This is a genomic window from Arthrobacter sp. ERGS1:01, from assembly GCF_001281315.1.
Classification (GTDB): Bacteria; Actinomycetota; Actinomycetes; order Actinomycetales; family Micrococcaceae; genus Specibacter.
Window position 1 is genome coordinate 1,339,260 of record NZ_CP012479.1, and the last position, 26,942, is coordinate 1,366,201.

Genomic DNA, 26,942 nt, shown 5'->3' on the forward strand with positions numbered 1-26,942 from the left:
TAGTTTCTCCGGCCATGTCAACCCCCTTGGAAGCGACCTGGCGCCCCGTCAGGCTGTTATGTTGTGTTCCACGTCAAATTATTGTTCGGTGAATCGAAGGAGCGACCCATGGCAGTGCAACAGGACACCGCCGAATGGAATTGGGCCGGCAACTACAGCTACGGGGCCGCCGAAATCCACCGTCCGGCCACGGTTGATCAGCTCCGCGCACTGGTGGCCGGAGCTGCCAAAGTGCGCGCGCTCGGCTCGCGGCACTCCTTTAATTCGCTGGCCGACTCCGACGGAATCCTGGTGAGCCTGGCCGGGTTGGAACCGACACTATCGATCGACGCCGCACGCAGCACCGCAACCGTCAATGCGGGGATAACGTATGGGATGCTCGCCGCCGAGCTCAAGCGTCACGGAAAGGCGGTGCATAACCTGGCCTCACTGCCGCATATCTCCATTGCCGGTGCCGTCGCCACGGCGACCCATGGCTCGGGGACACCAATGGAAATTTGGCGACCGCGGTGGTCGGGCTGGAATTCATTGACGCCGCAGGGGAGGTCCGCACCGTCACCCGGGAGGGTACTCCCGATTTTCCTGGCTACGTGGTGGGACTCGGTGCGCTGGGCATCGTCACCGCGGTGACGATGCGAATCGAAGCCGATTTCATGGTGGCCCAGCACGCGTACACGGGGCTGCCCTGGGACGCCGTCCTGGCGGATTTTGAGGCCGTAACCTCTCGAGCTTACTCCGTCAGCCTGTTCACGGACTGGAGCGGTGACGCCGTGGGCAGGCCTGGTTCAAGCAGCGCCTGGACGATGGCCGGGGCAGGGACTATCCGGCGTCGTTGTTTGGCGGTGCGGCGGCAAGCAGGGACATGCACCCGCTCCCGGGGCTCTCCGCAGTGAACTGCACCCCGCAATTGGGGGCTGCGGGTCCCGCCTCGGACCGGCTCCCACACTTCCGCATGGACTTCCTGCCCAGCAGCGGCGACGAAATCCAAAGCGAATATCTGCTGCCCCGTGAGCACGCGGTCGCGGCCATCACGGCCATGCGCCGGCTATCCGCCATCATCTCACCGCTGCTGTTGGTGTCGGAGATCCGCACCATTGCCGCCGATGACCTGTGGTTGAGCCCCAACTACGGTCGCGACGGCATGGGCCTGCACTTTACGTGGCGGCCCGACCAGGATGGCGTGGAGGCTGTGCTCCCGCTCATCGAGGCGGCGCTGGCGCCCTTTGGGGCCCGGCCGCATTGGGGAAGGTCTTCCATGCCGATGCGGCATTGCTGGCACCGCTCTATCCCCGATTCGCCGACTTCAAGGCCATGGCAACAACCCTTGACCCGAGTGGAAAATTTCGCAATGACTTTCTGGACCGAACAGTGTTCGGCCAGTGAGGGGTGCTCATGAGAGAAGGTAAGGGCATGCCCGCTACAAGCAAGCTCCATGCCGCTGACCTGGGCACCGACGTGTCCCGATCCAACAGTCCGGCCAGGATCCTGACGCTTGTCCACCACCACGGTTCACTCAGCCGCGCCCAATTGACCAGGCTGACGGGGCTGAACAGATCAACCGTGAGTGTGTTGATTGCCGCGCTGACGGCCCAGGGGCTTGTCTATGAGGCCGCGCCGGAAGGCGAGGCTCAGGTGGGCCGGCCCAGTCCGCAAGTTCACCCGAATCCCGCCATCGCGGCCCTGGCCGTCAATCCCGAGATCGACGCCGTCACGATCGGTCTGGTGGGGCTGGGAGGTCGGGTCCTGACGAAGGTCCGTTACCCCACGGAGCGGATTCCCACGGCGGCCGAAGCAGTCAACATCGCCGCGGCCGTGATTGCCGGCATGCGCGGGGAACTCGACGCGAAGTACCGCGTGGTGGGGGTGGGAGTCGCCGTGCCCGGGCTGGTCACCGCCGTCGACGGTGTGGTCCGGCACGCCCCCCACCTTGATTGGCGCAACGAACCGGTGGCCGCCATGCTGGCAGCGGCCACGGGGTACCGGGTCCGTGCGGCCAATGATGCGTCCCTGGCGGCGGAGGCCGAGATGATGTTCGGGGCGGGCGCAGGAATCGCCAATCTCGTCTACCTCAACGGCGGCGCCAGCGGCATTGGCGGCGGCATCATCGCCGACGGCAGGCTGCTCAAGGGAGTTTCCGGCTATGCCGGGGAGATCGGGCACACCCTGGTGCGCAGCGACGGCACCAGCTGCCATTGTGGTGCTTTTGGCTGCCTGGAGACCGAGGTGCGCCGGGCGCCCCTGTTGGAGGCCCTGGCGCTCGACGCCGGTGAGCCTGCCGAGCTGGTACGTGCCCTGGGTGGTTCGGCGGATCCCGCTGTGACGGCTGAGGTGCACCGGCAGGTGGCCCACCTCGCCACCGCACTGCGCAATGCCGTGAACATTTTCAACCCGGAAGCCGTGGTGCTGGATGGATTCCTGGCTGCTCTTTACGCCGCCGCTCCGGAGCAACTGCTGGCGGCGGTCACCGCGCAGTCCATGCGGGAACCGGGCTCCGAGGTCACCATCCACCCGGCGGCCCTGGGCGCGGATTTGATGATGGTGGGCGCCGCGGAACTGGCGTTTGCCGCACTATTGGCGGACCCTGCGGGGTTCCCCGGAGAGGCTGGCGTTTCCTAGTATTAGCTCGTGTGACCCAGGTTCAGCGGTTGACCCCGCTGACATCACCGACGATTCGGAGGCAGGCAAATGCCCAGCAAGCGCGTTGTCGTGACCGGAGGCTCCGGCTTTATCGCGGGCCACTGCATCCTGCAGTTGCTCGATGCGGGCTATGAGGTCCGCACCACGGTGCGCTCCCTGGCCAAGGAGGCGTCGGTGCGCGCGGTCCTTGCCGACGCGGGCCTGGCCGACGGTGTCCGGCTGGGTTTTGTCGCGGCCGACCTGACCCGCGACGACGGGTGGTCCGAGGCGGTCGCAGATATCGACTTCGTGTTGCATGTGGCCTCCCCGGTGCAGCCGGGCCATATCGACGACGAGGACGAACTCATCGTCCCGGCCCGCGAGGGAGCACTGAGAGTACTGCGGGCAGCCCGCGACGCCGACGTCAAACGTGTAGTGCTCACCTCGGCGTTCCACGCGGTCAGCTGGGGGCATCCCCACGACGGGCATGTGTTCACGGAGGCCGATTGGACTGTGCTCGACGGACCCGGCGTCGACGCCTACGCTAAAAGCAAGACCCTCGCCGAGCAGGCTGCATGGGATTTCATGGCCGGCAACTCCACCGAGCTGGCCACGATCTTGCCGGTGGCCGTGATGGGGCCGGTCATGGGCAAGGACGTCTCCGGGGCGAACCACCTGATCCAGGGAATGCTCAATGGCGCCATGCCTGCCACGCCGCGCCTGTTCATCCCGATCGTCGATGTTCGTGACGTTTCCCGGGCTCACATCCTGGCGATGACGAGCCCCGAGGCCGCCGGCCAGCGGTTCCTGCTCTCGAATGGCCCGGCGCTCGAGCTGAAGGACATCGCCGCGACGATTCGAGAGCGGCTGGGTGCGGACGCGGCCAAAGTCCCCACCGGAACCGTTCCGGACGAAGTCGTGCGTGCCGCCGCGGAGACCAACCCGCAGTTCCGCGAGATTCTGCCTGACCTCGGCTACGCCAAGCAGACCTCCAACGACAAGGCGCGGCACATCCTTGGCTGGACGCCGCGTGATCCAGCCGAGGCGATCGCCTCAGCCGCGGAATCCATGGTGCGGAAGGGCCTGGTGTCCCTATAAGCGCGTCGCTTGACGCATTGCGTCAGGCGACGCGTGCGGGGTCGGGGGCGAGTCCGCTTTCGTGCAGCTCTGCCCACAGCGAGTCGGGGATTTGGGCATGGTAGCGGTCCACGGTGCTCTGGACATGGGCTTCCACCCGCATGCCGGAGTTGTAGTCCGGTGCGGCTATAATTCCAACGCCGCGTTCCTGACAAGATCGGCAAGCATGGTGGAATGGTTCATGACGGCCCCGATGGCGCGGACCACGCTTTGTTCCCGAAGTTCAATCAGGGTGTCGACCCCCGTGGATGATGCGGGCTCCCAGTGGTTGTCGGGATCGTGCAGCTAGGCGATATCCAGGTAGTCCGTTCCGAGGCGGCCAAGGCTCGCCTCGATGGAGCGGAGAATGCCGTCCCGACTGAAGTCCCATGCGCGCCGGCGGTCGGCGGGAACGATGAACCCGTCGTCGTTCACCTGATCGGCGGGGCCTTTCGCACGTCCCGTGGTGACGTTGATCCATCTTTTTGGTGGCGCTCACTCAGTTCAGTGGGTCAAGATCAGTCATTCGTTCGTTGAAAGGGTCCCCATGACGCCGATATCCGAAGGTCAGCGCCGCGCTCCCGTCATGGAGGACGTGGCGAAACTGGCCGGCGTATCGCATTAGACGGTCTCCCGGGTGCTCAATAGAAATCCCAATGTCAGCGCCCGAACGCTGAAGCGGGTGCAGGGTGCAATTGCCGAACTGGGGTACCGGCGCAATACCGCCGCCCGCAACCTTGTCACCAGGCGCTCAAACACCATTGGGGTCCTCGCCAGCGAGATGTCCCAATACGGACCGTCGAACACGCTGCTGGCGCTCCAGCAGGCGGCCCGCGAAGCCGGCTACTTCGTCAGCATCGCCGGCCTGGTCGAGGTGAGTGCCAAAACCATTGAGGAAGCATTACTGAGATTCATGGATCAAAGTGTGGACGGCGTCGTGGTACAGGTTCCGCATGCCGGCATTTTTGAAACACTCGTGAACCTCAATCTCGACGTTCCGGTGGTTGCCATCGGCGCTGCAGGCACGAGCGGCCTGACCGGGGTTGTCATCGACCAGGTGGCCGGGGCGCGACGGGCCGTGGAGCACCTCATTTCGCTGGGGCACAGGCGGATTGGCCACGTGGCCGGGCCTGCCGGGTGGGTTGACACCGTGGCGAGGATTGAGGGCTGGCGCAGTGCTTTGGCCAACGCCGGCCTGCCGGAGGGGCCCCTGTATGAGGGGGACTGGAGCGCGGCTTCGGGATTCCGGGTGGGCAGTGAAATCGCCGGCCTCACGGATGTCACCGCCATTTTCGCCGGCAACGACCAGATGGCGCTTGGCCTCCTGCGTGCCTTTGACGAGGCAGGGCTGAGTGTCCCCGGCGACGTCTCCCTGGTTGGCTTTGACGACTGGCCGGAGTCGGAGTTCTTCCTGCCGCCGTTGACGACTGTTCGCCAGGACTTCCAGGAACTGGGCAAACGGTGCATCCACGCCCTGCTGGCCGAGCTCGACGGCGGCGCCAAGGGCGGTGCGGCCCCGAGGTTGTTCCTGAGCTGGTGGTTCGCGGCTCCACCGCCGGCGCCCCGGTCATCTAGGGATGCGGCGACCATGCCGGCCCGCTCCCCGACATGCACGACCGGTTCAGGCTCGTGGCCAATGCCGTCGACGTCGTACCGCTGGAGCAGCCCCTGCCCAACTTTCCCGTTGCCCGCGGCTTGTGGAGCCCCAAACCGGACTTCGCAACCTCCGCTGCGGCCTGGCTGACAGCCGGCGCCGCGCATCACACTGTCCTCTCCACCCAGGTTGGGCTGGAAACCTTCGAGGACTTCGCCGAAATGGCCCAGACCGAATTGCTCACGATCGACGAGGGCACCACCTTGCGCGATTTCAAACTGGAGATCCGGTGGAACCAGGCCTACTACAAGTTCGCGTCCGGGCTGTGAACGGGATGGACCACCTGATCAGGTTCGGCGACTACACGGCCCGGATTACCGAGCGGGGAGCGGCGTTGCGCGAACTTCAGCACCTTGGACGGGACCTGGTGGTTCCTTTTGAGTTGCGCGGCCCCATTCCCGACTATAGGGGGATCATCGCGGCTCCCTGGCCAAATCGGGTCGCCGATGGCGCCTATCGATTCGACGGCGTGCTTCAACATCTGCCGTTGAACGAACCGGAGCGGGGGAACGCGCTTCACGGCCTCGTCTTTGATGAGCTGTGGGAGGTGGAGAACGTCGACGCCGACTCCATTACGCTGACGTGCCAGGTCGCACCTTCCTATGGTTATCCCACCTCGCTTGAGTTGGCGACCACCTACCGGCTGGATCCGGAAGGACTTCATTGCATGGTGGAGGCCAGCAATACCGGTTTCCTTGCCGGGCCTTACGGAGTGTGCCCGCATCCTTACCTCCTCGCCGGTGATCGCCCCTGGATGAATGGGTTTTGTCCTTCCAAGCAACCTCCTACCTTGCCGTCACCCCGGATCGGTTGTTGCCGCATGCGCTGCTTCCCGTGGAGGGGGACGAATTCGACTTCAGCGCCCCCCGGACCGTCGGGACCACGATGATCGACCACGCATTTACGGGCCTGGGTCCCGTGCCGCGGCTGGTCCTCAGCGACCCGGTGGGAACCCAGGTGGGCATGAGCTGGGACGACGGTTGTCCGTGGCTGCAAATCCACACCGCTGACAAGGCCGATGGCTCCGCCAGCCGGCTGGGCCTCGCCGCCGAACCCATGACGTGCCCGCCGGACGCCTTTAACTCGGGCACCGACGTGATTGTCCTTGCGCCGGGCGACACGCATGCGGCGTGGTGGCGCATCTTCGGGGGCATGCAAGGTGCTTCGGTTGCCTGCCGGTCTTGAAACAAGCCGCGCTTGTGGCGCCGACCAACGTATGACTGCCACCGGAGTCCCCTCCGGCAACGGGGGAGGTTATGGCCGGGCGCAGCGTGTGGCGGCCGCCGGGGTTCGAAATGCGTAAGGGCGGCTACGAGATAGCCGCCTCCTGCGCAGGACACCGTCATCCTGGCCCTTTCCCGGGAGTTTATGTGCCCGGCGCGAGGTCCGGAGCCACCGCCATCTGGGGTTGGAGTCCGCGCCAAAACAACTCACTGGCGGTCGCGACCAGCTCATCCGCCGGTACTCCGTCGAGGAGCCCGCCCGAGGTCAGCGTTGCGACGCCGTGGAAGGTTGCGAAGGCGACGAGTGCGATGTGCTGCGGGTCGCCGGGGCCGATGGCGCCGATCTCCTGCGCCGCAACGATGACGCGCATCGTCAGCGCCATCGATTCGTGTCCGGCGGCAAGGAGTTCGGCACGGGCGTCCGGCGCGTGCTTTAGTCCGAACATGAGCGAGAGAAGGGTTGGCTGGGCGAGGGCGAACGCGACGTAGCCGCGGCCGAGGTCCTCGAAACGTCTCCTTGCTGCCGCAGGGGTGGCCGCCACTCCTTGGCTGGCCTCGTTGAGAGACGTGGCAAGGCGGTTGAAGCCGTCCTCCGCCAAGGCATCCAGAAGCGCCTGTTTGTCGCGGAAGTGCCGGCTTGGCGCAGCATGGCTGACGCCGGCATCGCGGGCCAACTGCCGCAAGGACAGTGCTTCGACGCCGTTCGCCTCGATGCTGGCCGCAGCGGCTTCGAGCAAGGTGCGGCGGAGATCGCCGTGGTGATAGGGGTGAGTGGGCACGCAACGATCATATCGCGATGTTGACATTGACAACAAGAGTGGGTGAGTGAACAATGATGTCACTGACAACATTGTCTGTATCGACCGAAGGAATCCACGATGACCCTTGACCTTAGTGGGGGAACCACACTCATCACCGGCGCGAGCTCCGGCCTCGGCGTCGAATTTGCCAGACGGTTCGCGGCGCGCGGATCGAAGCTGGTACTCGTCGCCCGACGAGCCGAGCGGCTCGAGCAACTCGCGGCCGAACTGCGGGCCTCCGCGAACGTCCAGGTCGAGGTGCGCCCGGCCGACCTTGGCGTTCCCGGTGCTGCGATAGCCCTGCGCGAGGAACTGGAGCGTCGCGAAATCCGTATTACCTCGCTCGTCAACAATGCCGGATTTGGGAGCCATGGCGCGTTCGACCGGGCCGATCCGGAGCGCATGGCCGGCGAGATGCAGCTCAACATGGGTGCCGTCGTGGAACTCTCCCGCGCCTTTATGCCCCAGTTGCTCCAGGGCCGCGGTGCGCTTGTCATGGTGGCGAGCACCGCGGCGTACCAGCCGACGCCCGGCATGGCTGTTTACGGTGCGACCAAGGCATTCGTGCTGAGCTTCACCGAGGCGCTGTGGGCGGAGGCCCGCGGCACGGGGCTCCGGGTGCTCGCCGTGAGCCCGGGGTCGACCAAAACGGAGTTCTTCGACGTGGTCGGCACGTCCGACGCCTCGGTCGGCCGGCAGCAAACACCCGTGCAGGTGATTGACGCAACCTTCCGCGAGCTGGACAAGTCGAACGGGCGCCCGAGCATCGTTTCGGGACGGATCAACCACTTTACGGCCCTGAGTACCCGCCTGCTCTCACGCCGGGCATTGGCCAGGACGAGTGCCCGGGTCCTGGGCGACGTCCACCTGATGCCGGTTCCGGTGATGAACGGCTAGCCGGATACAGCCGGGGCAGGGGCATCGATGGCCAGTTTGATGCCGACGGCGCCCAGGAGGGTGCCGGTGAGCCATCGCTGCCAGCGCATCCACGACGGACGCCGTTGAAGGAACACCGCGATGGAGCCGGACGCCAGGATGAGCGCGGCGTTAACCGTCAGGCTCACGGCGATTTGCACCCCTCCGAGCTGGAATCCCTGCGCAACGACACCGCCGGAGGCCTGGTCGACGAACTGTGGGATCAACGCCAGGTACATGATCGCGGCCTTGGGATTCAAAAGGTTCGTCACCAGGCCCATCCGGAACAGCTTCGTGCCGGGGTCCCGAGGCAATTCACGGGCGTCAAAGACGGAGAGGCCGCCGGGGCGAAGGGCCTTGAAGGCCAGCCACAAAAGATAGCCCGCGCCGGCAACCTTGAGTGCGGTGTATAGCAAAGGCACGATGACGAAGATCGCAGCCAGGCCGACGTTCGCCATGGTCATGAAGATGATGAAACCAAGTGCGGTACCCGCGAGCGAGACCATCCCGGCGCGCCAGCCCTGGCTGATGCTGCGCGAGACCAGGTAGATCATGTTCGGGCCCGGCGTGAGCACCATCCCCAATGCGACCAAAGCCATGGCCGCCGCGGCAGTGAGTGAAATCACGGGGCTCCCATCGTAAAGACATGGCGCAAGTTGGTGAATCGACGAAACCCGTAAGGGCCCGCTTGGTTCAGGATAGGGGTAAACCGTGCAGTTGGGATCCCAATCGGAAGATCGGGATCCCAACTGCACGGCACCTTGGTGCGGGGGTCAGTTCCGGGGGTAGGTACTTGCCTGGCTTGCGAGCTGGATCGCACCGTCCCTGAAGAGAAGGGGAATGGGGTCGCTGATCTGCCCGCTGAATCCCTCCTCCGCCCCTGTCTGGAAACCCATGAGCCGGACCTGGCCGGACCGGTCGGTGACCAGTTTGCCCGCGTAGAGGCGTTCATCGACGAGCAACCGGGCGGAGGCAGTGTCGTAGGGCCCGGTTTCCGCGTCGATGAGCGTGTACCAGATGCCGCCCGTATAGCCTTCACGTTGGCCCGCCAGGTGCGCACTGTCGCAGGAGAAGAGCAGGATCCTCTGGCCGTCGACTTCGGCTATTTGCGGGACTTCAAGGTGGGCGAATCCCGCGCCGGGCTTGCTCAGTGGCGGCTGGGCCGTCCAGACGGAGAGATCCGCGGAGACGGCGTGGCCAATGACTCCCCGGTCGCGGGTGTTCGCCCCGGTTTTTCCCCGTGCGGTAAGCAACATATGCCACATCTCGGCGTCCGGCATTCTAAAGACCCAGGGGTCGCGCCACGCCTCCTCGTGCCAGGAACCGTCCTCCAGGGTTTCGTACCAGGTGCTATCGGCAGGCAGGATCGGGGCCGGATTCTTGTGCCACAGATACAGGTCGCTGGAGATGGCGAGGCCCACCGTCTCAATGTTGGGTTGTTCTCCCGGACGCAGAAAACGTGACCCCGTGAAGAACATGCGCCAGAGGCCGTCGTCGTCGCGGACGACGCTGCCGGTCCAGCTTGCGCTTGCGTCGAATGCGTCCGGGTGCCCCGGCCCAAGAACCGGTCCGTGGTCGTCCCAGTCGTGCAGGTCGATCGAGCTTGCGTGCCCTATGCGTGCATTGCGGTGGCGCAGTTCCGGGTCACCCAGGGACTTGGGCGCGTGCAGGTAGAAGAGGTGGAAGCGCTCGCCGTCGTCGGCGAACCAAAAGTCCCAGACCCAGTGATCGGGCAGTGCGAAGGTCACTGTGCGTGCCCTCCTTTTTCGCCGAGCGTGGCGGCCAGGCTTTGCACCAGGGACGTGCCCCGGTTGTCTTCTTGCCCCTGGAGGACGTTGGTCGTGTAGGCAAAGCCCAGCTCGTGTTCAGGGGAGGCGAAAGCGACCTGTCCGCCGGCGCCGTCGTGGCCGAAGGAGCGGGGGGTGAGGAAGCGACGGCGTTCGGAAGTCAACATGAATCCCGTGCCCCAGCGGGGGTAAGGGCCCGGAAGCCACCATACCGGTGCGCCTTCGCTTTGCACCGACGTCATATCCCGGGCGACGACGTCGTCGAGAAGCCGCGTTCCGTTGGTCGTGGTCACGGCTGCCGACCAGATCGTGGCCAGTGCCGTGGCGGTGGCGATCCCGCCGGCACCCGGGATCTCGGCCTTCTGGACGCGTTGGTCATCGAAGCCCTCCCCGGGCTTTACGAGGGCGGCCGGGAAGGCGGCGCCCAGCGTCATGGCCCGTTCCATCCAGTAGGCATCGGCTGGATCGATCAACGAGGGGCCGGGTGCCGCCTGGCCCAGGGTGTCACTGGCGATGAGCCGGGCGACCCGCGGTGCAACGTCGTCGGGCACTCCGATCCAGAAGTCGGCGCCCAGGGGACCGGTCACGGCATCGTGCAGGTAGTGGCTCACGGTCTTTCCCGTGACCCGGCGGATCAGTTCCCCGGAGAGCCAACCGAAGGTGAGTGCGTGGTATCCGTAGTTTGTTCCGGGTTCCCAGAGCGGTTTCTGCCCGGCGAGTTCAGCGGTCACGGCCTGCCAGTCGAGCGCGGTCTCCAGGTCGATGTCCCGTTGCGGGGCGGCAAGCCCGGCCCGGTGGGCAAGCAGTTCCCGGACGGTCACGGACTCCTTGCCGTTCGCACCGAATTCGGGCCAGTAGGTCGTGACGGGAGCATCGAGTTCAAGCCGGCCGTCCTGGACAAGCCGGCCGATCAGCAAGGACATGATCCCCTTGGTGCAGGAGAAGACGACCGTGGCGGTGTCGGCTTCCCATGCGGCGGACGTATAGGGATTGGCGGTGCCGGCCCACAGATCCACCACGGGCTCGCCCGAGATCAGGATGGACAGTGCACTGCCACCGGGTGAATTGCGGTTGGTCTGCTCGAAGGTATCTGCGAGTTCTTCAAATCCGGGCGCTACGAAGCCCTGGACGGTGGTGGTCATGGGAACCTGTCTTTCGGTTTAGCCTTTTACGGCTGAGCTGGCAACGCTGGTGATGAACCAGCGCTGGAAGAAGAGGAAAACGAGGAGGACTGGGATGACGAAGATGACGCCGAAGGCGAGGACGTTGCCCCATTCGGGTGGTTGGGAACTTTGGAACACGCTTAGCTCAAGGGGGAGCGGGCGCACGTTGGTGTCCGAGACCATGAGGACGGGCCAGAGATAGGATCCCCACTGGGCCAGGAACGTCAGGATCGCCACCGTTGCAAAGGCCGGCCTGCTCATGGGCAGGACAATTTGGAAGAAGATTCGGAACGGACCGGCCCCGTCGATGCGGGCAGCTTCCTCAACTTCGCCCGGGATGCCGAGGAAGAAGGTGTAGAAGAGGAAAATCGAGAACGCACTGGCGACGAACGGTAGGGCCTGGACATAGATCGTGTTCCTTGAGGACGCAAGCATGTAGTACAGGGGGAGGGCTACCGCTTCAAACGGGATGATGGTCAAGACGGTGACGATCGCCAGTGCCAGGCCGCGGCCCCGCCATTTGAGCCGTGCCAAGGCGTATCCGGCCAGGGAGTTGACGAGCAGTCCTCCGACGACGACAACCACGGTGACGATCACCGAAACGCCGACGAACTGCCAGACGTGCCCCGTCGTGTCGTTGGAGAAGCGGTTAAAGACACTCTCATAGTTGTCGAGGGAGAGATCAGTGGGGAGAAACCCGCCCAAGCCGCTGAGGACTTTCTCCTGGGGCCTGAAGCTGCCCATGATGAGGTAGTAGATCGGTATGAAGAAGATCAGGCCGAACACAAGGAGAAGTGAGTATTGGCCGATGTTCGACGCGAGCCGGGAACGTTTGAGGCTTGCAGTGCGGGGCATCATGATCCTCCGTCCTGGCGGATGAGCCGGCGCTGGACAATGGCGACTGCTGCCACGATTGCCAGGAAGACGACGGCCATCGCCGAGCCCTGTCCGATGTTGTTGAGGTCGTATCCGGTGGTGATCACCTGGTACATCACAGTTTGGGTGCTTTCGATGTTGATCGAGCCGCTTTGGTCGAGCAGGTAGACCTGGTCGAAGAGCCTCAACGAAAAGATCGTGGTCAGCAGGGCAACAAAAATGAGTGTGTTGCGAATGCCGGGAATGGTGACATGGATCAGCTGCGAAAACTTGGAGGCCCTGTCGATCGATGCCGCCTCATAGAGGTCCTGCGGCACACTTTGGAGGGCGCCGAGCAGGATGATCATTTGAAAACTGACACTCTGCCAGACGGACATGATGATGATGGCGGCCATGGCCGTTGACGCGCTACCGAGCCAGTCATGGGAGGCAATGGCTCCGCCGCTGAGCGCGGACAGCACCGCGTTGAGAAGCCCATTCTCGTCCCGTGCGAAAATCAGCCGCCAGATGACCGCGACCAATGCCAAGGGAAAGACCAGGGGCATGAAGAACACCGTACGGAATACCGCCATGCCCCTGAGCTTGCGGTTGATAAGGATGGCAAGGCCAAGTGCAAGCAGTGTTTGGACCGGAACGACGACGGCGGCAAAGGTGAAGTTGTTTGCCAATGAATGGAAAAAGGTGCTGCTGATATCGGGGTCCGTGAAGAGCCTCGCATACTGTTCAAGGCCAACGAATTTCGGCGCTCGCGGTGAGTTGAGTTGAAGACGGAAGAACGACATGATGATCGCCCCGAGAAACGGAAGAACCAGGAAGATGCCGAGCAGCAGGAACGCGGGGGCTGCCATGATCGGGCCGGAACTGCCGCGTGAAAGGCGGCCGGCCTTCCTGCTTAGCGGAGGCGCAGGATGTCCAGGAGTGTGCATGATTGACCTCGGGTAGGCCCTGCGGGATGACGCGACCGGCGTCATCCTGCAGGGCGGTGGTTCCTTAGCGGAAGTTGTCGTTGTCGGAGAAATTGCGGTCGATGGCCCGGGCGGCGCCCTGCAACGAGGTGGAGGCGTCAGCGCCGCCCCAGATCGCCCCCAGAGCCTTGCCGAACTCCGCGGTGATGATGGGATATCCCGGGGTGATCGGCCGGGAAACCGCAACGCATTCCTTGGACAGCTTGTCCTCCGTGGGGCAAGCCGATTCCAGTTGCGAAGCAAGGAAGGCCAACGGGCCGCCCTTGCCGTAGAGGGCGGAGGCCTTGAGCGCGGACTTGGTTGCCGGCGGAGCTCCGTTGGCCGCGGTGTACTGGGCCACAACCTTGTCGCTCATGAGGTAGTCGAGCAGCTTGCCGGCGGCGGCTCCATTCTTGGTATAGCCGCCAATGCTCCAGGCAATGGTGCCCGAACCGGTCTTGGCGCCCTGGCCAAAGTCGGGGAGCGGGCCCACGACCAGGTCGTCACCAAGGGCCTTCTTGTAGGCCGGGTAGAGCCAGTTGCCCATCCAGTTGAGCGCAACCTTGCCGCTCTGAAACGCCGTACCGTTGGTGTCCGGATCCGTGTACTTGCGCCAGGACGCGAAGGTGGACGTTGCATCAACGGCCTGGGGAGAGTCCAGCGAACCGGTGGCTTTGCCGTCCTTGAGGATCCCCGTGCCCGCGGACCAGACGATCGGGGCGAAGGCGTAGATGCCGTACTCGGAGGTCAACCCGTTGGCCTCGCCCATGCCGAAAGGCTTGCCGTCGGGGTCCGTTTTGGCCAGCTTTGCCAAAACCTCGCCGAATTCCTTCGCGGTCCACGCGTCCTGGACCTTCGTTGGCATGGTGACGCCGGCGGCGTCGAGCTGCTTCTTGTTTCCCCACATCGCCAAGCCGGAGTTCATCATGCCGACCGCGTACAGGTCCTTGCCAACAGTATTCTGGCCCTTGATCGCCTCGGTTTGATTCTTGATTGTGTCCGCTGCAAGGAACTGGGACAGCGGTGCTATGCGTTTGTTGTAGGCGAAATTCGCGATGACCGGCCCGTCGACCTCCAGGACATCCGGAAGATCTTCCGGGGCCGAGGTCTCGACCGTCTTCTGGAATGAATCTGCGGGGATGAACTGCATCTTCACCGTGATTCCCGAGGTCTTGGTGAAGTCGTCGACGATCTTCTGGATGGCAGCGTTTTCCGCTGACTGTCCATCCAGTGCCCAGACCTTGATGGGGCCCGAGCCGTTCCCGGCCTCGGCGTTCGAGTTGCTCACAGCGTCCGCGCCGGCGCCGCCTCCGCAGGCGGCAAGGAGGAGAATCGCGACGGATCCCGCCATGAAGGATGCCGCCCTGGTGAGCCGCGGTTTGTTTGAAATGTTATTCATCCGGTGACTTCCTTGTCAGTGGAAACGAGGTGGTCCGCAATTCCAAAAGACCGCCGCCCCCACGCTTCTGAGTGGTGCTAATACTTTGCTAAATGGTTTTAGCACTCACTACTTTGACGCCTGCCGCGGTGGATGTCAAGAGGGTCCAAGCCCGGGTTGACGGCGAACGTGGGAGATTTCCTCGAAGTACCGCCTTGGCCGGATCGGCAGTAGGGTGTACCTTCAGGATCCCCAGTTATCGATCCCAAAGCGCCCGAATCCGATCGACCCAAGAGAGGTCTCCATGCCACCACGCCGCGTCACGCTTGCTGATGTCGCCAAGAAGGCCGGACTTTCATCGACGGCCGCCTCAATGATCCTCAACGGCCGGCCGGACACGAGGCTTTCAAAGGCGGCTCACGACAAGGTGCACGCAGCCGCAGCGGAGCTGGGCTACCGGCCAAACCTTGCCGCGCGGGGTCTGCGGACGGACAAGACCCAGACGATTGGGTTCATCTCGGATCTTGTGGCAACCACCCGCTTCGCCAGCGGTCTCATCAGGGGAGCGCTGCAGGCGTCCGAGGAGGCCGGGAACGTCATGCTGGTGATCGAGACCGGAGGGGATCCGCGGCGCGAACAGAAAGCCATCGACGCCGTCCTTGACCGACAGGTCGACGGCATTATCTTCGCGACAATGCGTGCACGTGAGCTCTTCGTGCCGGCTTTTCCTCCCGCCACGAAGGTGGTGATGCTCAACGCAACCAACCCCCATCATCTCCAGACGGTGCTCCCGGATGAATTTGCGGGAGGCAGGGCGGCCGCCCGTTATCTCCTGGACCATGGATTTTCATCCGACATCGCCCTGATTGGCCATAACGCGGAAACTGAACAGGGATACTTCCGGTCCTCAACGGTCGAGCAGCGTATCCATGGCATACGGTCAACCATGGAAGCTGCCGGGCACACGTTTATGGCGGAACTTTCGGCATGGGATTGGGAGCCGCAACACGGCTACACACTCACCCGGAGCCTCCTGAGCGGCCGCACGAGGCCGCGGGCGCTGCTCTGCATGAACGACCGGCTCGCTTTCGGCGCATACCAGGCGCTCAATGAGGCGGGCCTTCGCGTGCCGGATGATGTGTCGATCATTGGTTTCGACAACGACGAGCTGGCTGAGTACCTTCGCCCCGGACTCACCACCGTTGCGCTCCCGCACGAACAAATGGGCCGCCGGGCCGTCGATCTGCTCATCGGCGACTCCGATCCCGTGCAGGAATTCATTTCCATGCCGCTGATTGAACGGGCCTCCGTGAAGACCGCGAGCACGCCACATCCCTAGCCTGCCGGGATCGGCAATTGCCGGCAGGCTAGGATGTGACGACAAGCCGCCGCAAAGGAGCGTGAGAGTGCAAGAGTCCCTTCGCCACGTATATTTTCTGTCCGACGGAACCGGCATCACGGCTGAAACCCTGGGCAGCACGCTGTTGACCCAGTTTCCGCAGCGGCAGTTTTCCCGGACCACCGTGCCGTTCATCTCGACCATTGCCAAGGCCAGATCGGTGGTCCGCGAGATCGACCAGGTGGCGTTACGCGAGGAAGCGCCACTGGTCTTTTCCACCGCCGTCAATGAAGAAATCCGCAACGAGCTGGCCAAATGCAATGGCGTTCTGGTGGACTTGATTGGCGCGCACGTGCAGCTGCTCGAGGATGCGTTGGGGTCCAAGGCGAGCCACCAGCCCGGCCAGGCGCACGGTTTGGGAAATGCTCTGCGGTACCAGTCTCGAATGATGGCGGTCGAGTACGCAATGGAGCACGACGATGGCCAGAGCCTGCGGGCGCTGGAAAAGGCCGAGGTGATTCTCATTGCGCCATCGCGTTGCGGAAAGACCCCGACCACCATGTATCTGGCCCTCCAGCACGGAGTCTATGCGGCCAACTTCCCGCTGGTGAATGAGGATTTCTCAAGCGATTTGCTGCCGGCGCCCCTGCGCCCGTACGCGGCCAAGTGTTTCGGCCTGACCTCCAACCCGATGCGGCTGAGCCAGGTGCGGACCGAACGGCGGCCCGGCTCGGAGTATGCCTCGATGCGCCAATGCGGCATCGAACTTCGCAGCGCGGAACGCATGTATTCCGCACACGACATCCCGCACGTGAACTCCGCCAGCATGTCCGTCGAGGAGATCTCCGCGATGATTCTCGAGCGAATGGGACTGCGACACTAGGCGATGCCGAGCCCCGGCCCGGGTTCCGGAATCCGATAAAACCCATGGCCAGTTCAGCACCGCCCTGCGACGATGTACTGAGGTGGCGTGCACCAGCCATGACCTGACTTCAAGGAGCACTGACAATGACGACAGACATCCTCTGGTTTTCCGAGCTTGGCCTCAAGGACCTGGACCGGGTTGGCGGCAAGAACGCTTCCCTCGGTGAAATGGTGGGGAACCTGAAAAATGCGGGGGTACGGGTTCCGGACGGATTCGCCACGACGGCCGACGCCTACCGCCGGTTCCTGCGTGAGACCGGCGTTGAGGCGAAGATCGCCGGAATCCTGGCGGATCTGGACATCGACGACGTCCGGGCGCTTGCCGAGGCCGGGTCCGCCATCCGTCACGCCATAGTCCAGACGCCTTTTCCGGCAGATCTGGAAGCCCAGCTGCGCACCGCCTATGAGGAACTCGTGACAAAACACGGCGGAGCCGGAGACCTTTCCTGGGCGGTGCGCTCCAGCGCAACCGCAGAAGACTTACCGGACGCTTCCTTCGCCGGGCAACAGGAAACCTTCCTCAACGTTCGCGGCATCGAAAACATCCTGGCGGCAGTGAAGGACGTCTTTGCCTCTCTCTACAACGACCGGGCCATCGCGTACCGGGTGCACCACAGGTTCGAACACCTGGATGTGGCCCTGTCCGCGGGAATCCAGCGGATGGTCCGCTCGGACGTGGGCGCATCCGGCGTCATGTTCACGATGGACACCGAATCCGGCTTCCAGGGGGCGGTTTTTGTCACCTCCTCCTACGGCCTGGGCGAGGCCGTCGTCCAAGGAGCGGTGAATCCGGACGAGTTCTACGTCTACAAGGACGGGCTCAAAGCCGGCCGGCCGGCGATCCTCAAACGCGGTTTGGGCGACAAGGCGCTGACCATGGTCTACACAGCCAGTGAGGAAGTCGGCCACACCATCGAACTGATCCCCACCGTGCCGGAGCTGCGGAGCCGCTTCAGCATCACCGACGACGACGTCGAACAGCTCGCGCGCCATGCCTTGGCAATCGAGGAACACTATGGCCGGCCCATGGACATCGAATGGGGCAAGGACGGCGTGGACGGTGAGCTCTACATCCTGCAGGCCCGGCCCGAAACGGTGGAGTCCCGCAAGTCCGCCGGCACGCTCTCGCGTTACCGGCTGGAGGGGAGCGGTCCCGTGCTGGCTGAGGGCCGGGCCATTGGCCAGAGGATCGGTTCCGGGCCCGTCCGCATCCTGGCCTCGATCGATCAGATGGCCGAATTCACAACGGGCGACGTGCTGGTCGCGGACATGACGGATCCGGACTGGGAACCGATCATGAAGCGCGCCTCCGCAATCGTCACCAACCGCGGCGGGCGGACGTGCCACGCGGCGATCATTGCCCGGGAACTGGGCATCCCGGCGGTGGTGGGCACCGGAGACGCCAGCGTGGCCCTGGCCGAGGGTGCCCAGGTGACGGTCTCATGCGCCGAAGGGGAGGCGGGCTTCATCTACGCCGGCCTGCTGGACTTCCGGGTGGAGGAAACCGAACTGGACAGCCTTCCGGAGGCACCCGTCAAGGTCATGATGAACGTCGGCACCCCGGAACAGGCCTTTACCTTCGCACAATTGCCGAACCACGGCGTCGGGCTGGCCCGGCTGGAGTTCATCATCAACCGGCAAATCGGAATCCACCCCAAGGCACTTTTGAACCTGGCGGACCAGCCCGACGACGTTGCGGACATCATCAACGAGCGGATCGCCGCCTACGACGGCCCCGTGGACTACTACGTCAAACGCCTCGCCGAAGGTGTGGCGACGATCGCGGCAGCCTTCGCCCCGGAAACCGTGATTGTGCGCATGTCCGACTTCAAGTCCAACGAGTACGCAAACCTCATTGGCGGACCGGCCTACGAACCGCACGAGGAAAACCCCATGATCGGCTTCAGGGGCGCCTCGCGCTACCTTGAACCATCCTTTCGCGACTGCTTCGACCTGGAGTGCGAGGCCCTGGCCTTTGTGCGCAATGACATGGGCCTGAGCAACGTCAAACTCATGATTCCCTTTGTCCGGACCCTGGAGGAAGGCCGAGGCGTCATCGAACTGCTGGCCGAGAACGGCCTCTGCCGCGGTGAAAACGGCCTGGAGGTGGTCATGATGTGCGAGGTGCCGTCCAACGCCCTGCTGGCCGAGGAGTTCCTGGAGATCTTTGACGGCTTCTCCATCGGATCCAACGACCTGACCCAGCTGACCCTCGGCCTTGACCGGGATTCTGCCATTGTGGCGGCCAGCTTCGATGAACGGAACGCCGCCGTCAAAAAGCTCCTGAGCATGGCGATCCGAGCGTGCAAGGCCAAGGGCAGGTATGTGGGCATCTGCGGACAGGGGCCCAGCGACCACCTTGACCTGGCCGAGTGGCTGGTGGGCGAGGGCATCGATTCCATCTCGCTCAATCCTGACACCGTGGTGGATACCTGGCTGCGGCTGGCCACCATGGAACCCGGGCACGCCAACCCCTGACCCCAGGGGTTGGCGTGCCGGTAGCCATTCGTGGAACGGTCCTTGACCGTCACATATAGGTGAAGGATTAGGCTGAAGCCCTGACGGACAATCGGGCCGGCGACGGCGCCTTCACCGCCGTGGATTTCCGACCGTCATGAAGTGTGCGAACGCCCGCTGAGCAACAGGAAAGTGACACCATGGAACCCGTCGAAAAACTGCTGGCCATTGAAGAAATCAGAAACCTCCGCATCAAGTACGCCCATCTCCTCGACACCAACGACGCCGACGAACTTGGTCAACTATTCACCTCCGACGCAATTTGCGACGCCGGCCGGGGACAGTGGGAAGGGCGCCAATCCATCGTCGACGGGCTGGGCGCCGCCTTTGCCGAATACGACAAAGCGGGCACGGGACAGTACCCGTTCCACCACGTCATCACCAACCATTGGGTGGAGTTCATTGACCGCGACCTGGCCGAGGGAAGGGCCTACCTGGTCGACCTGCAGACCGGCCGGGAGCAGGAGCGATGGATCTTGCTGGGCACCTACGCCGATGAGTATCGCTGTGACGGCGGCATCTGGCGCATCAGCCGCACGCGACTGGACATCACCTGGCCCCAACCGTCCATTGGAGGCGGCCTGCCGGGGCGGGACCTGGTACTCCCCACCCGCTCGGCTTAGGGCGCGGGCCCATATCTTAACCACGCCAAAACCCTGAGCACAGGGGTTTGGCGTGGTTAAGATATGACCGTTCTACAGGTGGCTGCCGACCTTTCCCGTCTTCGAGTTCCAAATAAGGCGGCCGCCACGGAAGTCCGATTCCCGCCCCCCGGAAATGCCATATTCGTCGGTTGTCGGATAACCCAGGGCACCCTTTTCCCAGCCCAAGGCGGCCCATCGTGCCCTGATGGCTCCCTGGACGGCGTGGGCCCCGGTCTTCGGTGACCAGTAGATCGATGCCCCGCCGGATCCTGCGAAGTGGTTGTACCTTCCCGCCTTGTCGGAGGTGCTCATCTCGTCCGTCAACGGGTATCCCAGGGCGCCTTTTTCCCATCCCAGGGCGGCCCACTTCGTCCTAATCGCGCCCTGGACTGCGTGCGCCCCGGTCTTCGGTGACCAGTAGATCGATGCCCCGCCGGATCCTGCAAAGTGGTTGTAGCTGCCCACCTTGTCAGGCGTCTTCAGCTCGTCCGTTGCCGGATAGCCCAGGGGGCCGTTCTCCCAGCCCAGGGCGGACCACTTTGCCCGGATGGCGCCCTGGACAACGTGGGCCCCGGTTTTCGGCGACCAGTAGATCGACGAACCCCCCGCACCGGCGAAATGGGTATACAGGCCCACTGTGTCGGCGGTGCTCCGGGTGTCGGTGGTCGGGAAGCCGAGGCTGCCGGCCGGCCCTCCCGCGGCCCGGTAGCGGGTGTAGACGGTTCCGTGGACCTCGTGGGCCCCGGTCTTTGCCGACCAGCAGACCACCCCGCGGACGTAGTCCTGGCATTTCCCGGCCCCCACCGGATACTCCAGGGACACAGAACGCCCCAGGGTGGCAATCGGGGTTTGTTGCGCCTTGACGGCAATCGGGTCGTCGGTGCCCTTGCCGGTGAGCATCACCTTGAGCGCGCCCTGGCCGTCGTCGGCGGTGACCAGGTAGAAGGTGTCCTTGGTGCCGGCCTGCCCGACGGCGGTCGGGGTGAAGGTCACGCTCTGGAATGCGGCGTCACCCGGCGGGATGACCAGGCCTTCGGCGACGGGCGTGGTCGTTGAGAAGGCTCCCTGTGGCGCCTTCGCCTTGGTGATGGTCATCGGGATGTTGCCCGAATTGGTTATCTCGAAGTCCCTCGTGACTGAGGTCCCCACGGGCACGTCGCCGAAATCGAGCGAGCTTGGAATGTCCAGGTGCGCCGTTCCGGAGACGGCTGTCGCCTGCACGGGCACCGTCACCGAACCGAGGTCGCTGGCCACGACAAGGCTGTCGTTCACCGGATCATCGGTGGTGGGAGCGAAGGTCAGGGATACCGGGATTGAGGCGAGTGGCTGGATCTGTTGCCCCACGACCGGGGCCGTCCCCGCGTCCACGCTGAGGCCCGCGCCGGTTGGCAGGGTCAATCCGGTGATCGTGACGGCGGTCGTGCCGGTGTTGACGATGCTGACGGTTTGCCGGCTCTGGGTCTGGGTCGGCACGTCGGTGAACTGGAGCGTGGCCGGTGTCGCGTCCAGGCCGTCCTGCGTGCCGATTCCGTGGATGCCGAGGAGGTCGGTCTCGCCGTCGGCCGTCTTCACGGTCAGGGTGCCGTCGGCCTGCCCGGCGGTGGTTGGCGAGAACGCCACCGGGATGGCGAGGCTGCCGCCCTTGGCCAGGTTCTTCGGAAGCGTGATGGACGGCCCGATCCCAAAGGGAGCACCCGCGGTCACCGAGTTGATCGTGACGGGCCGGGAGGCGGTGATCGTCACCATCCCGGTCTGCGAGCCGCCCACGGCAACCTGGCCCAGGGCCGTGTTGGCCGCCCCAACCGCCGCGGTGGTCGGGGAACCGAATCCGAGCACATGTCCGTCACGGGTTCCCACATAGACGCGACCGCCGTCGGTGGCCACCGTGGAGAACTTGGCTCCCGTGCCCAAGGGTGCGCTGAAGACTTGTTGGAGGTGCCCGGTTTTGTCCGGAAGTGCGCTGTAGGCGCGCAGCTGGGCGTTGGCACCTGTCGGTCCGGAGACGTAGACCACCCAGACGAGGGCGGTTGATCCGTCAGTGCCGGAGGACGTCACCGCAGGCGATCCGGAGGTGTATCCGAACGTGCCCGTGGACGTGCCAACCGAGGCGAGCGTGACGCCGCCGGCATTGGTGGGGAGGAGTTTGAAGGCCCGCAGGTAGCCGTTGTTCTCGACGTCGTAGAGGTAGCCCCCGGCAGTGGTTCCCAGGAACGCAGGCCGCCCCCAAACCCCGTTGTAGGGACCTGCCGCATCCAGGACGGCGTCGGTGCCGCCGGGGCCTTGCGCCATGCCGCCCAGGTTGTCCCGGTCCAGCAGGTAAACGTGGCCGTCCTTTCCGACCTGGACCAGCAGGTGCGGGTGCTGTGTGGTGCCGTAGCCGTCCGGAATCGCGACCGGGGCCCCGGCTCCGAGGTCGGAATCGTCCTGGTCAAGCTTGGCGTTGGCTGCGGGGCTGAAGAAGTCCGTGGGGGTCAGGTTTCCGTCTTTGCCGACTTGCACCCGGACCACGGATTCGGCCAGCGTGGCCGGAGGGTTTTTGCCCGGGCCCGGCTTGGGGGAAATGCCGTTGCCGGTGGTGAAGATGATCTGGCCCGGGCCGTCCGAGACCAGGCCGCCGCCGGACTGCCAGATCCCGCCCTCCGCGTTGCTGTTGCCCGACTCGGTGGCCCACATGGTTGTTTGCTTGCCGCTGGTGGAAACGCCGACGACGTAACCGACGAAGGGGACGTAGTCGCAGTGGCTGGCGAAGCCGGCGTAGACCACGCCGCCCATGAGCAGCAGCCCGGGCCGCTGCATCGCGGTCATGGCGTTGAATGGGTGTGTCGGGTCGTTGCTCGGCGCCCCGCCGATCATGACGGGAAACCCGGCCCGCTCGGCCCCGGTCACCACATCGAGCGAGTGCATGTACCAGTGCGGGAGTTGGGCGTTGGCGCCGTCGTTCGTCTTTGCCAGCATGAAGACGGAGTTCGTCGCCGGGTCGAAGACCGGAGTGGAGGTGATTCCGACATTGGGCGTGAGGTCACCGCAGCTCACGGTCGACGCCGGCCAGGCCGGCCCCAGATTGCGTGACCACTTCGCCACGCCCGTTTCACCGTTCAAGGCGTAGACGGCGTTGTTTTCGGTCGCGGCGATGACGGTGCCTCCGACGACGAGCGGCTGGGCGTACACCTGGCCGTTCACGGTAGCGGAGAACAGTTTGCCGAAGGTCGAGGACGCAACCGACGACGGCGAGAGCGCGGCCTCGTTGCTGTCCCATCCCGTCCGCAACGTATCGTGGGCAATCGTTCCCTCGTCCGCAACCGCGGTACCGGTGGCCGACAGCCCGGAAAATACGAGCAGTGCGCCCAGCATTGCCGCCCGGACGCGGCGGAACTGGGGTTGGGGATGACCACGCATAGTTGAGACCCGTTCCTGACCCTTGTTGAACAATACAATGCGTGGATAGTAGCTCTGGCGAACCGACTGTAGCAACACATAACAAAGTAAGACGTGGACCCGACTTCCCATCAGGTCAGCGTCAGCGCTACTTGCCAGCGTGGCTTGGGCTGCAGGCATACTTGCACGAAGAAGAAGCGTGGAAACTTTTTCTTCGGGGCTGTCCTCCGGAAGCCGCCCCTCCCGTCGTATGTATGTAAGCACCAATCAAAGGAGTTTCGTCATGAATTACATGCTGTTCATCTGTGCCGACCCGGAAGCGCCGGAATATGTGGCCGCCGAGGACAATATCGAGGAGTGGGTGGCCGAGATGGCTGCCCGGGGCGTCAGGGTGGGTGGTGATCGCCTTCGACCCGTCGAGGATGCCACCACGGTCAAGGTCCGAAAAGGAGAGGTGATTGTCTCGGACGGGCCCTTTGCCGAGACCAAGGAGTGGATTGCCGGATTCGACCTGATCGTCTGTGACGACCTTGACGAGGCCATCGAGGTGGCGTCAAAACACCCTATGGCGCGGTTTGGGAAGGTCGAGATCCGTCCCTTTTGGCCGATCGAGCCGTAGGAAGCGGACACTATGGACGGGATGCCGGTGGAGCGGTCGATGGCGGCAGTGCGCACTGCCGTCGCGACGGCCTCCAGCGAGGAATCGGCGCGGATACGTGCCACCCTGATCAAGATGACGGGAGATTGGGAGGTCGCGGAGGACTGCCTGCAGGACGCGTTTGCGAAAGCCGTCACCGTGTGGCCCGGCAAGGGCATCCCCAAGAACCCCGGCGCCTGGTTGACCACGGTTGCCAAGAATCGCGCCATCGACCACCTGCGCCGGGCGAAGACCGAAGCCGCAACATTGCGGCATGTGGCGCTCGAGGTAGACCGTCAACAAGCAACCGAACCGGGCGACGCCGGCGCAAGCTGGTTTCCCGATGACCGGCTGCGGCTGATTTTCACCTGCTGCCACCCGGCACTTGCCCTGGAGGCCCGGGTTGCCCTCACCCTGCACACTGTCGCGGGAATGACGACGGCGGAAATCGCCCGAGCGTACCTGGTGACGGAAACGACCATGGCCAAACGCCTGGTGCGGGCGCGGGCGAAGATTCGCAATGCGGGAATTCCATATCGCGTTCCGCCGCCGGAATTGCTGGCCGAGCGCACCGGGGGAGTGCTGGCAGTGTTGTACCTGCTCTTCAACGAGGGGTATTTGGCCAGCGCCGGCGATCAACTGCTGCGCCTGCCCCTGGCCTTGGAGGCAATTCGGCTGGCCCGGCTTGTGGCAGCCCTGATGGAGGCAACCCCACTGGCACCTGAGGCGCACAGCCTGCTGGCGCTCATGGAGTTCCAACATGCCAGGAGCATGGCAAGGACGGATGCCGCGGGCGACCTTGTGACGCTTGAGGAACAGGACCGCAGCCTGTGGGACCGGACGACGATCGCCGAAGGCGTCACCATCCTTGGTCATGCCGAACAACGGCGGGCCGCCCTGGGTGCGCACGCCGGAAGCTATCAGTTACAGGCCTCAATTGCCGCCTGCCATGCGGTGGCGAGCAACGTGGGCGACACCGATTTCGCCCGGATCGCGGCGTTGTACGGTGAGCTGGCCGCCGTGGCGCCGTCACCAGTGGTGGACCTCAACCGAGCCATTGCCGTGGCAATGTCGCAAGGGCCCGGCGCCGGACTCAAGCTCGTCGACGTGCTGGACCGTTCCGGCGCTTTGGACGGGTATTACTTGCTGCCGGCCGCCCGGGCGGACTTGCTGCGCCGCCTGGGCAGGCGCACGGAAGCGGCGCATGACTACCGCCGTGCCCTTGAACTTGCCCCGTCCGACGTCGAACGGCGGTACCTTGCCCGCAGGTTGGCCGAAACGGCCAACCCGCCAACCGCGGAACCGGCCGGTCCCGCACCCGAATAATGCAGACACATCGATACGAGGGAACAACCATGAAATACATGCTGCTGATCCACGTCAACCAGCCGTCCTGGGACGCACTGACGCAGGAGGACATGACCAGGCTCCAACAGGCGCACCACGATGCCATCACCGAACTCACGGCGTCAGGGGAATTGATCGAGACCAATGTGTTGGGTGTGGACGGCTCAAAGGTTGTCCGCACACGGGGCGGCGCCCCCCTGGTCACCGACGGTCCGTTCACCGAGGGCAAGGAGATCGCGGGCGGCTACTACATGCTCGACTGCGAGGGCATGACCCGGGCAACTGCCATCGCCGCACGGTTTGTCGAGGCGGAGTTCTCTCCCATCGACGTCCGCAGGGTGGGCCCCGAGGATTCCCATGAGCATCACGAATGAGTCCGGGAACAAGGTCCCGGCCCACGCTCTTGCGGCCACGGCGCCGATGCGGGGCGGCGATGCCGGGATTGCCGGCCTCGCAGTGGCCGTTGGCACGTGGCTGGCGGATTGGGGCAGTGCCGGGGCCGCGCGCCGCCATGTCGCCGTCGAACTGAGGCGGGAGCGAACCGTCGCCGCCATCCTGTGGCGCCGCCAACAGGGCGAGGAGATGAATCGGCGGGACCTTGAGGCCTGCCGGATGTACTTTTATGGCCGGTGAACGCGCAGGAGAGGATGGTCGGTTTTCATCTTATTTTAGTCTTTACTTAATTAAGTGGTTGCTGTAGTTTGAAGAAGTGACCAAGAGCCAGGCAATCGTCTTTTCCGCACTTGCCGACCCAACCAGGTTGACCATTGTGGACCTGCTCGCCCAGCGGGGCGAGCTATCCGCCAGCGACATCAGCGGGGTTTTCAGCAGCAGTGCGTCGGCGATCTCGCAGCACCTGAAAGTGCTGCGAGAAGCGGGCCTGGTGACGGTCACGAAGCAGGGACAGAAGCGCATCTACCAACTCAACACCCTGGCCATGGATGAAACCGAACGGTGGCTGCACCTGCGGACCCGTCGATGGAATTCCCGCCTTGACGCGATGGAAGCGCTGATTCAACGACTCGACAAAGGACCGGACGATGACCACCAATGAGACCCGAGACATCACGATTACGCGGATCCTCAACGCACCCGTTCAGACGCTGTGGAACCTCTGGACCGACCCGGCTGCCGTGACGCAGTGGTGGGGTCCCGAGGACTACACCTCCCCGTCGGCCCGGATCGACCTTCGCGAAGGAGGCGCCTACTTGTTCGCCATGCAGGCGCCGGCTGAGCAGGGCGGCCTGGTGAGCTACACGGGCGGCAGCTATGCGAAGATCGCCCCGATGGAACGCCTTGAGTTCACCCAAAACCTGACCGATGCCGAAGGGGTGCTGCTGCCGGAGGAGGCCCTGCCGGAAGGGTTCTCGCAAAACGTCTACACCATCGTGGAGTTCAGGGATGTCAATGGTTTGACGGAACTCACCATCACCGAAAAGGGGTGGACCCGGAGCCTGATGTCGGTGTTCTCCTACGCGGGAATGCACCAATCCCTGGACAAGGTGGCGGCACTTCTGGACCAGGTCCGAGCTGCCTGACGGGCGAACCCCAGCCGGCGACGGGACCGAATGACCCGTTCAGTCCCGTTCACGAAAACACGGCTTCCGCCCGCCACCCCTTGAAAGGAGCCGGGGCTTGGGTGTCGGATGGGGGAGTGGCGTTCGTGGAACGGCTGAGCCGGCCAGGT

General features: G+C 64.3%; 22 protein-coding genes and 4 pseudogenes. 18 read left to right on the top strand and 8 right to left on the bottom strand.

What is annotated here, in order from left to right; all coding sequences use genetic code 11:
* Positions 1–108: 108 nt before the first annotated feature.
* The 7 genes and pseudogenes from AL755_RS24560 to AL755_RS24395 all read left to right on the top strand — a co-directional run bounded on the left by AL755_RS24560 (position 109) and on the right by AL755_RS24395 (position 6,571).
* Positions 109–1,383 (top strand): annotated as a pseudogene (locus AL755_RS24560) (FAD-binding protein).
* A gap of 27 nt (positions 1,384–1,410) precedes the next feature.
* Entirely contained in the window at positions 1,411–2,616 is a 1,206-nt protein-coding gene (locus AL755_RS09890) for an ROK family transcriptional regulator (RefSeq protein ID WP_054010859.1), read from the top strand.
* Positions 2,617–2,685: 69 nt separating this feature from the next.
* On the top strand, positions 2,686–3,714 hold the full coding sequence (locus AL755_RS09895; protein ID WP_054010860.1) for an NAD-dependent epimerase/dehydratase family protein: 1,029 nt from the start codon (positions 2,686–2,688) through the stop codon (positions 3,712–3,714).
* A gap of 655 nt (positions 3,715–4,369) precedes the next feature.
* Positions 4,370–5,173 (top strand): annotated as a pseudogene (locus AL755_RS09900) (LacI family DNA-binding transcriptional regulator); the annotation flags it as partial.
* Between the two features lie 158 nt (positions 5,174–5,331).
* Positions 5,332–5,655: pseudogene (locus tag AL755_RS09905) on the top strand (L-arabinose isomerase); the annotation flags it as partial.
* A 5-nt stretch (positions 5,656–5,660) separates the two neighbouring features.
* Positions 5,661–6,062 (top strand): annotated as a pseudogene (locus AL755_RS24390) (aldose epimerase family protein); the annotation flags it as partial.
* 89 nt (positions 6,063–6,151) lie between these two features.
* Positions 6,152–6,571 (top strand): aldose epimerase family protein, encoded by a 420-nt coding sequence (locus AL755_RS24395; protein WP_337589584.1) that lies wholly within the window; start codon positions 6,152–6,154, stop codon positions 6,569–6,571.
* A gap of 181 nt (positions 6,572–6,752) precedes the next feature.
* On the opposite strand, the gene AL755_RS09915 is transcribed toward AL755_RS24395, so the two are convergent.
* On the bottom strand, positions 6,753–7,388 hold the full coding sequence (locus tag AL755_RS09915; RefSeq protein WP_202813551.1) for a TetR/AcrR family transcriptional regulator: 636 nt from the start codon (positions 7,386–7,388) through the stop codon (positions 6,753–6,755).
* 99 nt (positions 7,389–7,487) lie between these two features.
* Between AL755_RS09915 and AL755_RS09920 the strand changes: the two genes are divergently transcribed.
* A complete protein-coding gene (locus tag AL755_RS09920; RefSeq protein WP_054010862.1) occupies positions 7,488–8,306 on the top strand; it encodes an SDR family NAD(P)-dependent oxidoreductase in 819 nt (272 codons plus the stop codon).
* Here the strand turns inward: AL755_RS09920 and AL755_RS09925 are convergent.
* From AL755_RS09925 to AL755_RS09950, 6 genes are all read right to left on the bottom strand, one after another.
* On the bottom strand, positions 8,303–8,950 hold the full coding sequence (locus AL755_RS09925) for a LysE family translocator (RefSeq protein WP_054010863.1): 648 nt from the start codon (positions 8,948–8,950) through the stop codon (positions 8,303–8,305). The genes AL755_RS09920 and AL755_RS09925 overlap by 4 nt on opposite strands.
* A gap of 147 nt (positions 8,951–9,097) precedes the next feature.
* A complete protein-coding gene (locus AL755_RS09930; RefSeq protein WP_054010864.1) occupies positions 9,098–10,072 on the bottom strand; it encodes a glycosyl hydrolase family 32 in 975 nt (324 codons plus the stop codon).
* Positions 10,069–11,253, bottom strand: coding sequence for a serine hydrolase domain-containing protein (locus AL755_RS09935; protein WP_054010865.1), 1,185 nt, complete (start codon positions 11,251–11,253; stop codon positions 10,069–10,071). Before AL755_RS09935 ends, AL755_RS09930 begins: the two co-directional genes overlap by 4 nt.
* A gap of 18 nt (positions 11,254–11,271) precedes the next feature.
* Positions 11,272–12,132, bottom strand: a complete 861-nt coding sequence (locus AL755_RS09940; RefSeq protein WP_054010866.1) for a carbohydrate ABC transporter permease — start codon at positions 12,130–12,132, stop codon at positions 11,272–11,274.
* Complete coding sequence (locus AL755_RS09945) at positions 12,129–12,998, bottom strand: carbohydrate ABC transporter permease (protein WP_082369065.1); 870 nt, start codon at positions 12,996–12,998, stop codon at positions 12,129–12,131. The genes AL755_RS09940 and AL755_RS09945 overlap by 4 nt, the downstream gene beginning before the upstream one ends.
* 142 nt (positions 12,999–13,140) lie before the next feature.
* A complete protein-coding gene (locus AL755_RS09950) occupies positions 13,141–14,493 on the bottom strand; it encodes an extracellular solute-binding protein (protein WP_054010867.1) in 1,353 nt (450 codons plus the stop codon).
* A gap of 214 nt (positions 14,494–14,707) precedes the next feature.
* Here AL755_RS09950 and AL755_RS09955 point away from each other — a divergent pair, with 214 nt between their 5' ends.
* The 4 genes from AL755_RS09955 (at position 14,708) to AL755_RS09970 (ending at position 19,875) form a co-directional block, all read left to right on the top strand.
* Positions 14,708–15,811: a LacI family DNA-binding transcriptional regulator gene (locus AL755_RS09955; RefSeq protein WP_237762653.1), complete on the top strand. Its 1,104-nt coding sequence runs from the start codon at positions 14,708–14,710 to the stop codon at positions 15,809–15,811.
* Positions 15,812–15,878: 67 nt separating this feature from the next.
* The gene (locus tag AL755_RS09960; protein ID WP_054010869.1) at positions 15,879–16,694 is read left to right on the top strand and encodes a pyruvate, water dikinase regulatory protein; all 816 of its coding nucleotides are present in this window, start codon (positions 15,879–15,881) and stop codon (positions 16,692–16,694) included.
* A 125-nt stretch (positions 16,695–16,819) separates the two neighbouring features.
* The gene (ppsA, locus tag AL755_RS09965; RefSeq protein WP_054010870.1) at positions 16,820–19,213 is read left to right on the top strand and encodes a phosphoenolpyruvate synthase; all 2,394 of its coding nucleotides are present in this window, start codon (positions 16,820–16,822) and stop codon (positions 19,211–19,213) included.
* A gap of 179 nt (positions 19,214–19,392) precedes the next feature.
* On the top strand, positions 19,393–19,875 hold the full coding sequence (locus AL755_RS09970) for a nuclear transport factor 2 family protein (protein WP_054010871.1): 483 nt from the start codon (positions 19,393–19,395) through the stop codon (positions 19,873–19,875).
* Between the two features lie 72 nt (positions 19,876–19,947).
* Here the strand turns inward: AL755_RS09970 and AL755_RS09975 are convergent, their stop codons facing one another.
* Positions 19,948–23,292, bottom strand: a complete 3,345-nt coding sequence (locus tag AL755_RS09975) for a choice-of-anchor D domain-containing protein (protein ID WP_054010872.1) — start codon at positions 23,290–23,292, stop codon at positions 19,948–19,950.
* A gap of 262 nt (positions 23,293–23,554) precedes the next feature.
* On the opposite strand from AL755_RS09975, the gene AL755_RS09980 reads away from it, so the two are divergent.
* The 6 genes from AL755_RS09980 (at position 23,555) to AL755_RS10005 (ending at position 26,793) form a co-directional block, all read left to right on the top strand.
* Complete coding sequence (locus AL755_RS09980; RefSeq protein ID WP_054010873.1) at positions 23,555–23,890, top strand: YciI family protein; 336 nt, start codon at positions 23,555–23,557, stop codon at positions 23,888–23,890.
* 12 nt (positions 23,891–23,902) lie between these two features.
* A complete protein-coding gene (locus AL755_RS09985; protein WP_237762654.1) occupies positions 23,903–25,234 on the top strand; it encodes an RNA polymerase sigma factor in 1,332 nt (443 codons plus the stop codon).
* Positions 25,235–25,263: 29 nt separating this feature from the next.
* A complete protein-coding gene (locus tag AL755_RS09990) occupies positions 25,264–25,629 on the top strand; it encodes a YciI family protein (RefSeq protein ID WP_160318884.1) in 366 nt (121 codons plus the stop codon).
* Complete coding sequence (locus tag AL755_RS09995; RefSeq protein ID WP_054010875.1) at positions 25,613–25,888, top strand: hypothetical protein; 276 nt, start codon at positions 25,613–25,615, stop codon at positions 25,886–25,888. Before AL755_RS09990 ends, AL755_RS09995 begins: the two co-directional genes overlap by 17 nt.
* A 76-nt stretch (positions 25,889–25,964) precedes the next feature.
* The gene (locus AL755_RS10000) at positions 25,965–26,309 is read left to right on the top strand and encodes an ArsR/SmtB family transcription factor (protein WP_202813552.1); all 345 of its coding nucleotides are present in this window, start codon (positions 25,965–25,967) and stop codon (positions 26,307–26,309) included.
* Positions 26,296–26,793, top strand: coding sequence for an SRPBCC family protein (locus tag AL755_RS10005; protein ID WP_054010876.1), 498 nt, complete (start codon positions 26,296–26,298; stop codon positions 26,791–26,793). The genes AL755_RS10000 and AL755_RS10005 overlap by 14 nt, the downstream gene beginning before the upstream one ends.
* The last annotated feature ends 149 nt before the right edge of the window (positions 26,794–26,942 follow it).

What these genes read in the sequence shown, in the direction of transcription:
- AL755_RS09895 (WP_054010860.1), top strand. Translation starts at nt 2,686, where the DNA reads ATGCCCAGCAAGCGCGTTGTCGTGACCGGAGGCTCCGGCTTTATCGCG.
- AL755_RS09990 (WP_160318884.1), top strand. Translation starts at nt 25,264, where the DNA reads ATGAAATACATGCTGCTGATCCACGTCAACCAGCCGTCCTGGGACGCA.
- AL755_RS09995 (WP_054010875.1), top strand. Translation starts at nt 25,613, where the DNA reads ATGAGCATCACGAATGAGTCCGGGAACAAGGTCCCGGCCCACGCTCTT.
- AL755_RS09970 (WP_054010871.1), top strand. Translation starts at nt 19,393, where the DNA reads ATGGAACCCGTCGAAAAACTGCTGGCCATTGAAGAAATCAGAAACCTC.
- AL755_RS09940 (WP_054010866.1), bottom strand. Translation starts at nt 12,132, where the DNA reads ATGATGCCCCGCACTGCAAGCCTCAAACGTTCCCGGCTCGCGTCGAAC.
- AL755_RS09975 (WP_054010872.1), bottom strand. Translation starts at nt 23,292, where the DNA reads ATGCGTGGTCATCCCCAACCCCAGTTCCGCCGCGTCCGGGCGGCAATG.
- AL755_RS09920 (WP_054010862.1), top strand. Translation starts at nt 7,488, where the DNA reads ATGACCCTTGACCTTAGTGGGGGAACCACACTCATCACCGGCGCGAGC.
- AL755_RS09945 (WP_082369065.1), bottom strand. Translation starts at nt 12,998, where the DNA reads ATGGCAGCCCCCGCGTTCCTGCTGCTCGGCATCTTCCTGGTTCTTCCG.
- ppsA (WP_054010870.1), top strand. Translation starts at nt 16,820, where the DNA reads ATGACGACAGACATCCTCTGGTTTTCCGAGCTTGGCCTCAAGGACCTG.
- AL755_RS09890 (WP_054010859.1), top strand. Translation starts at nt 1,411, where the DNA reads ATGCCCGCTACAAGCAAGCTCCATGCCGCTGACCTGGGCACCGACGTG.
- AL755_RS09985 (WP_237762654.1), top strand. Translation starts at nt 23,903, where the DNA reads ATGGACGGGATGCCGGTGGAGCGGTCGATGGCGGCAGTGCGCACTGCC.
- AL755_RS09950 (WP_054010867.1), bottom strand. Translation starts at nt 14,493, where the DNA reads ATGAATAACATTTCAAACAAACCGCGGCTCACCAGGGCGGCATCCTTC.
- AL755_RS10005 (WP_054010876.1), top strand. Translation starts at nt 26,296, where the DNA reads ATGACCACCAATGAGACCCGAGACATCACGATTACGCGGATCCTCAAC.
- AL755_RS09935 (WP_054010865.1), bottom strand. Translation starts at nt 11,253, where the DNA reads ATGACCACCACCGTCCAGGGCTTCGTAGCGCCCGGATTTGAAGAACTC.
- AL755_RS09980 (WP_054010873.1), top strand. Translation starts at nt 23,555, where the DNA reads ATGAATTACATGCTGTTCATCTGTGCCGACCCGGAAGCGCCGGAATAT.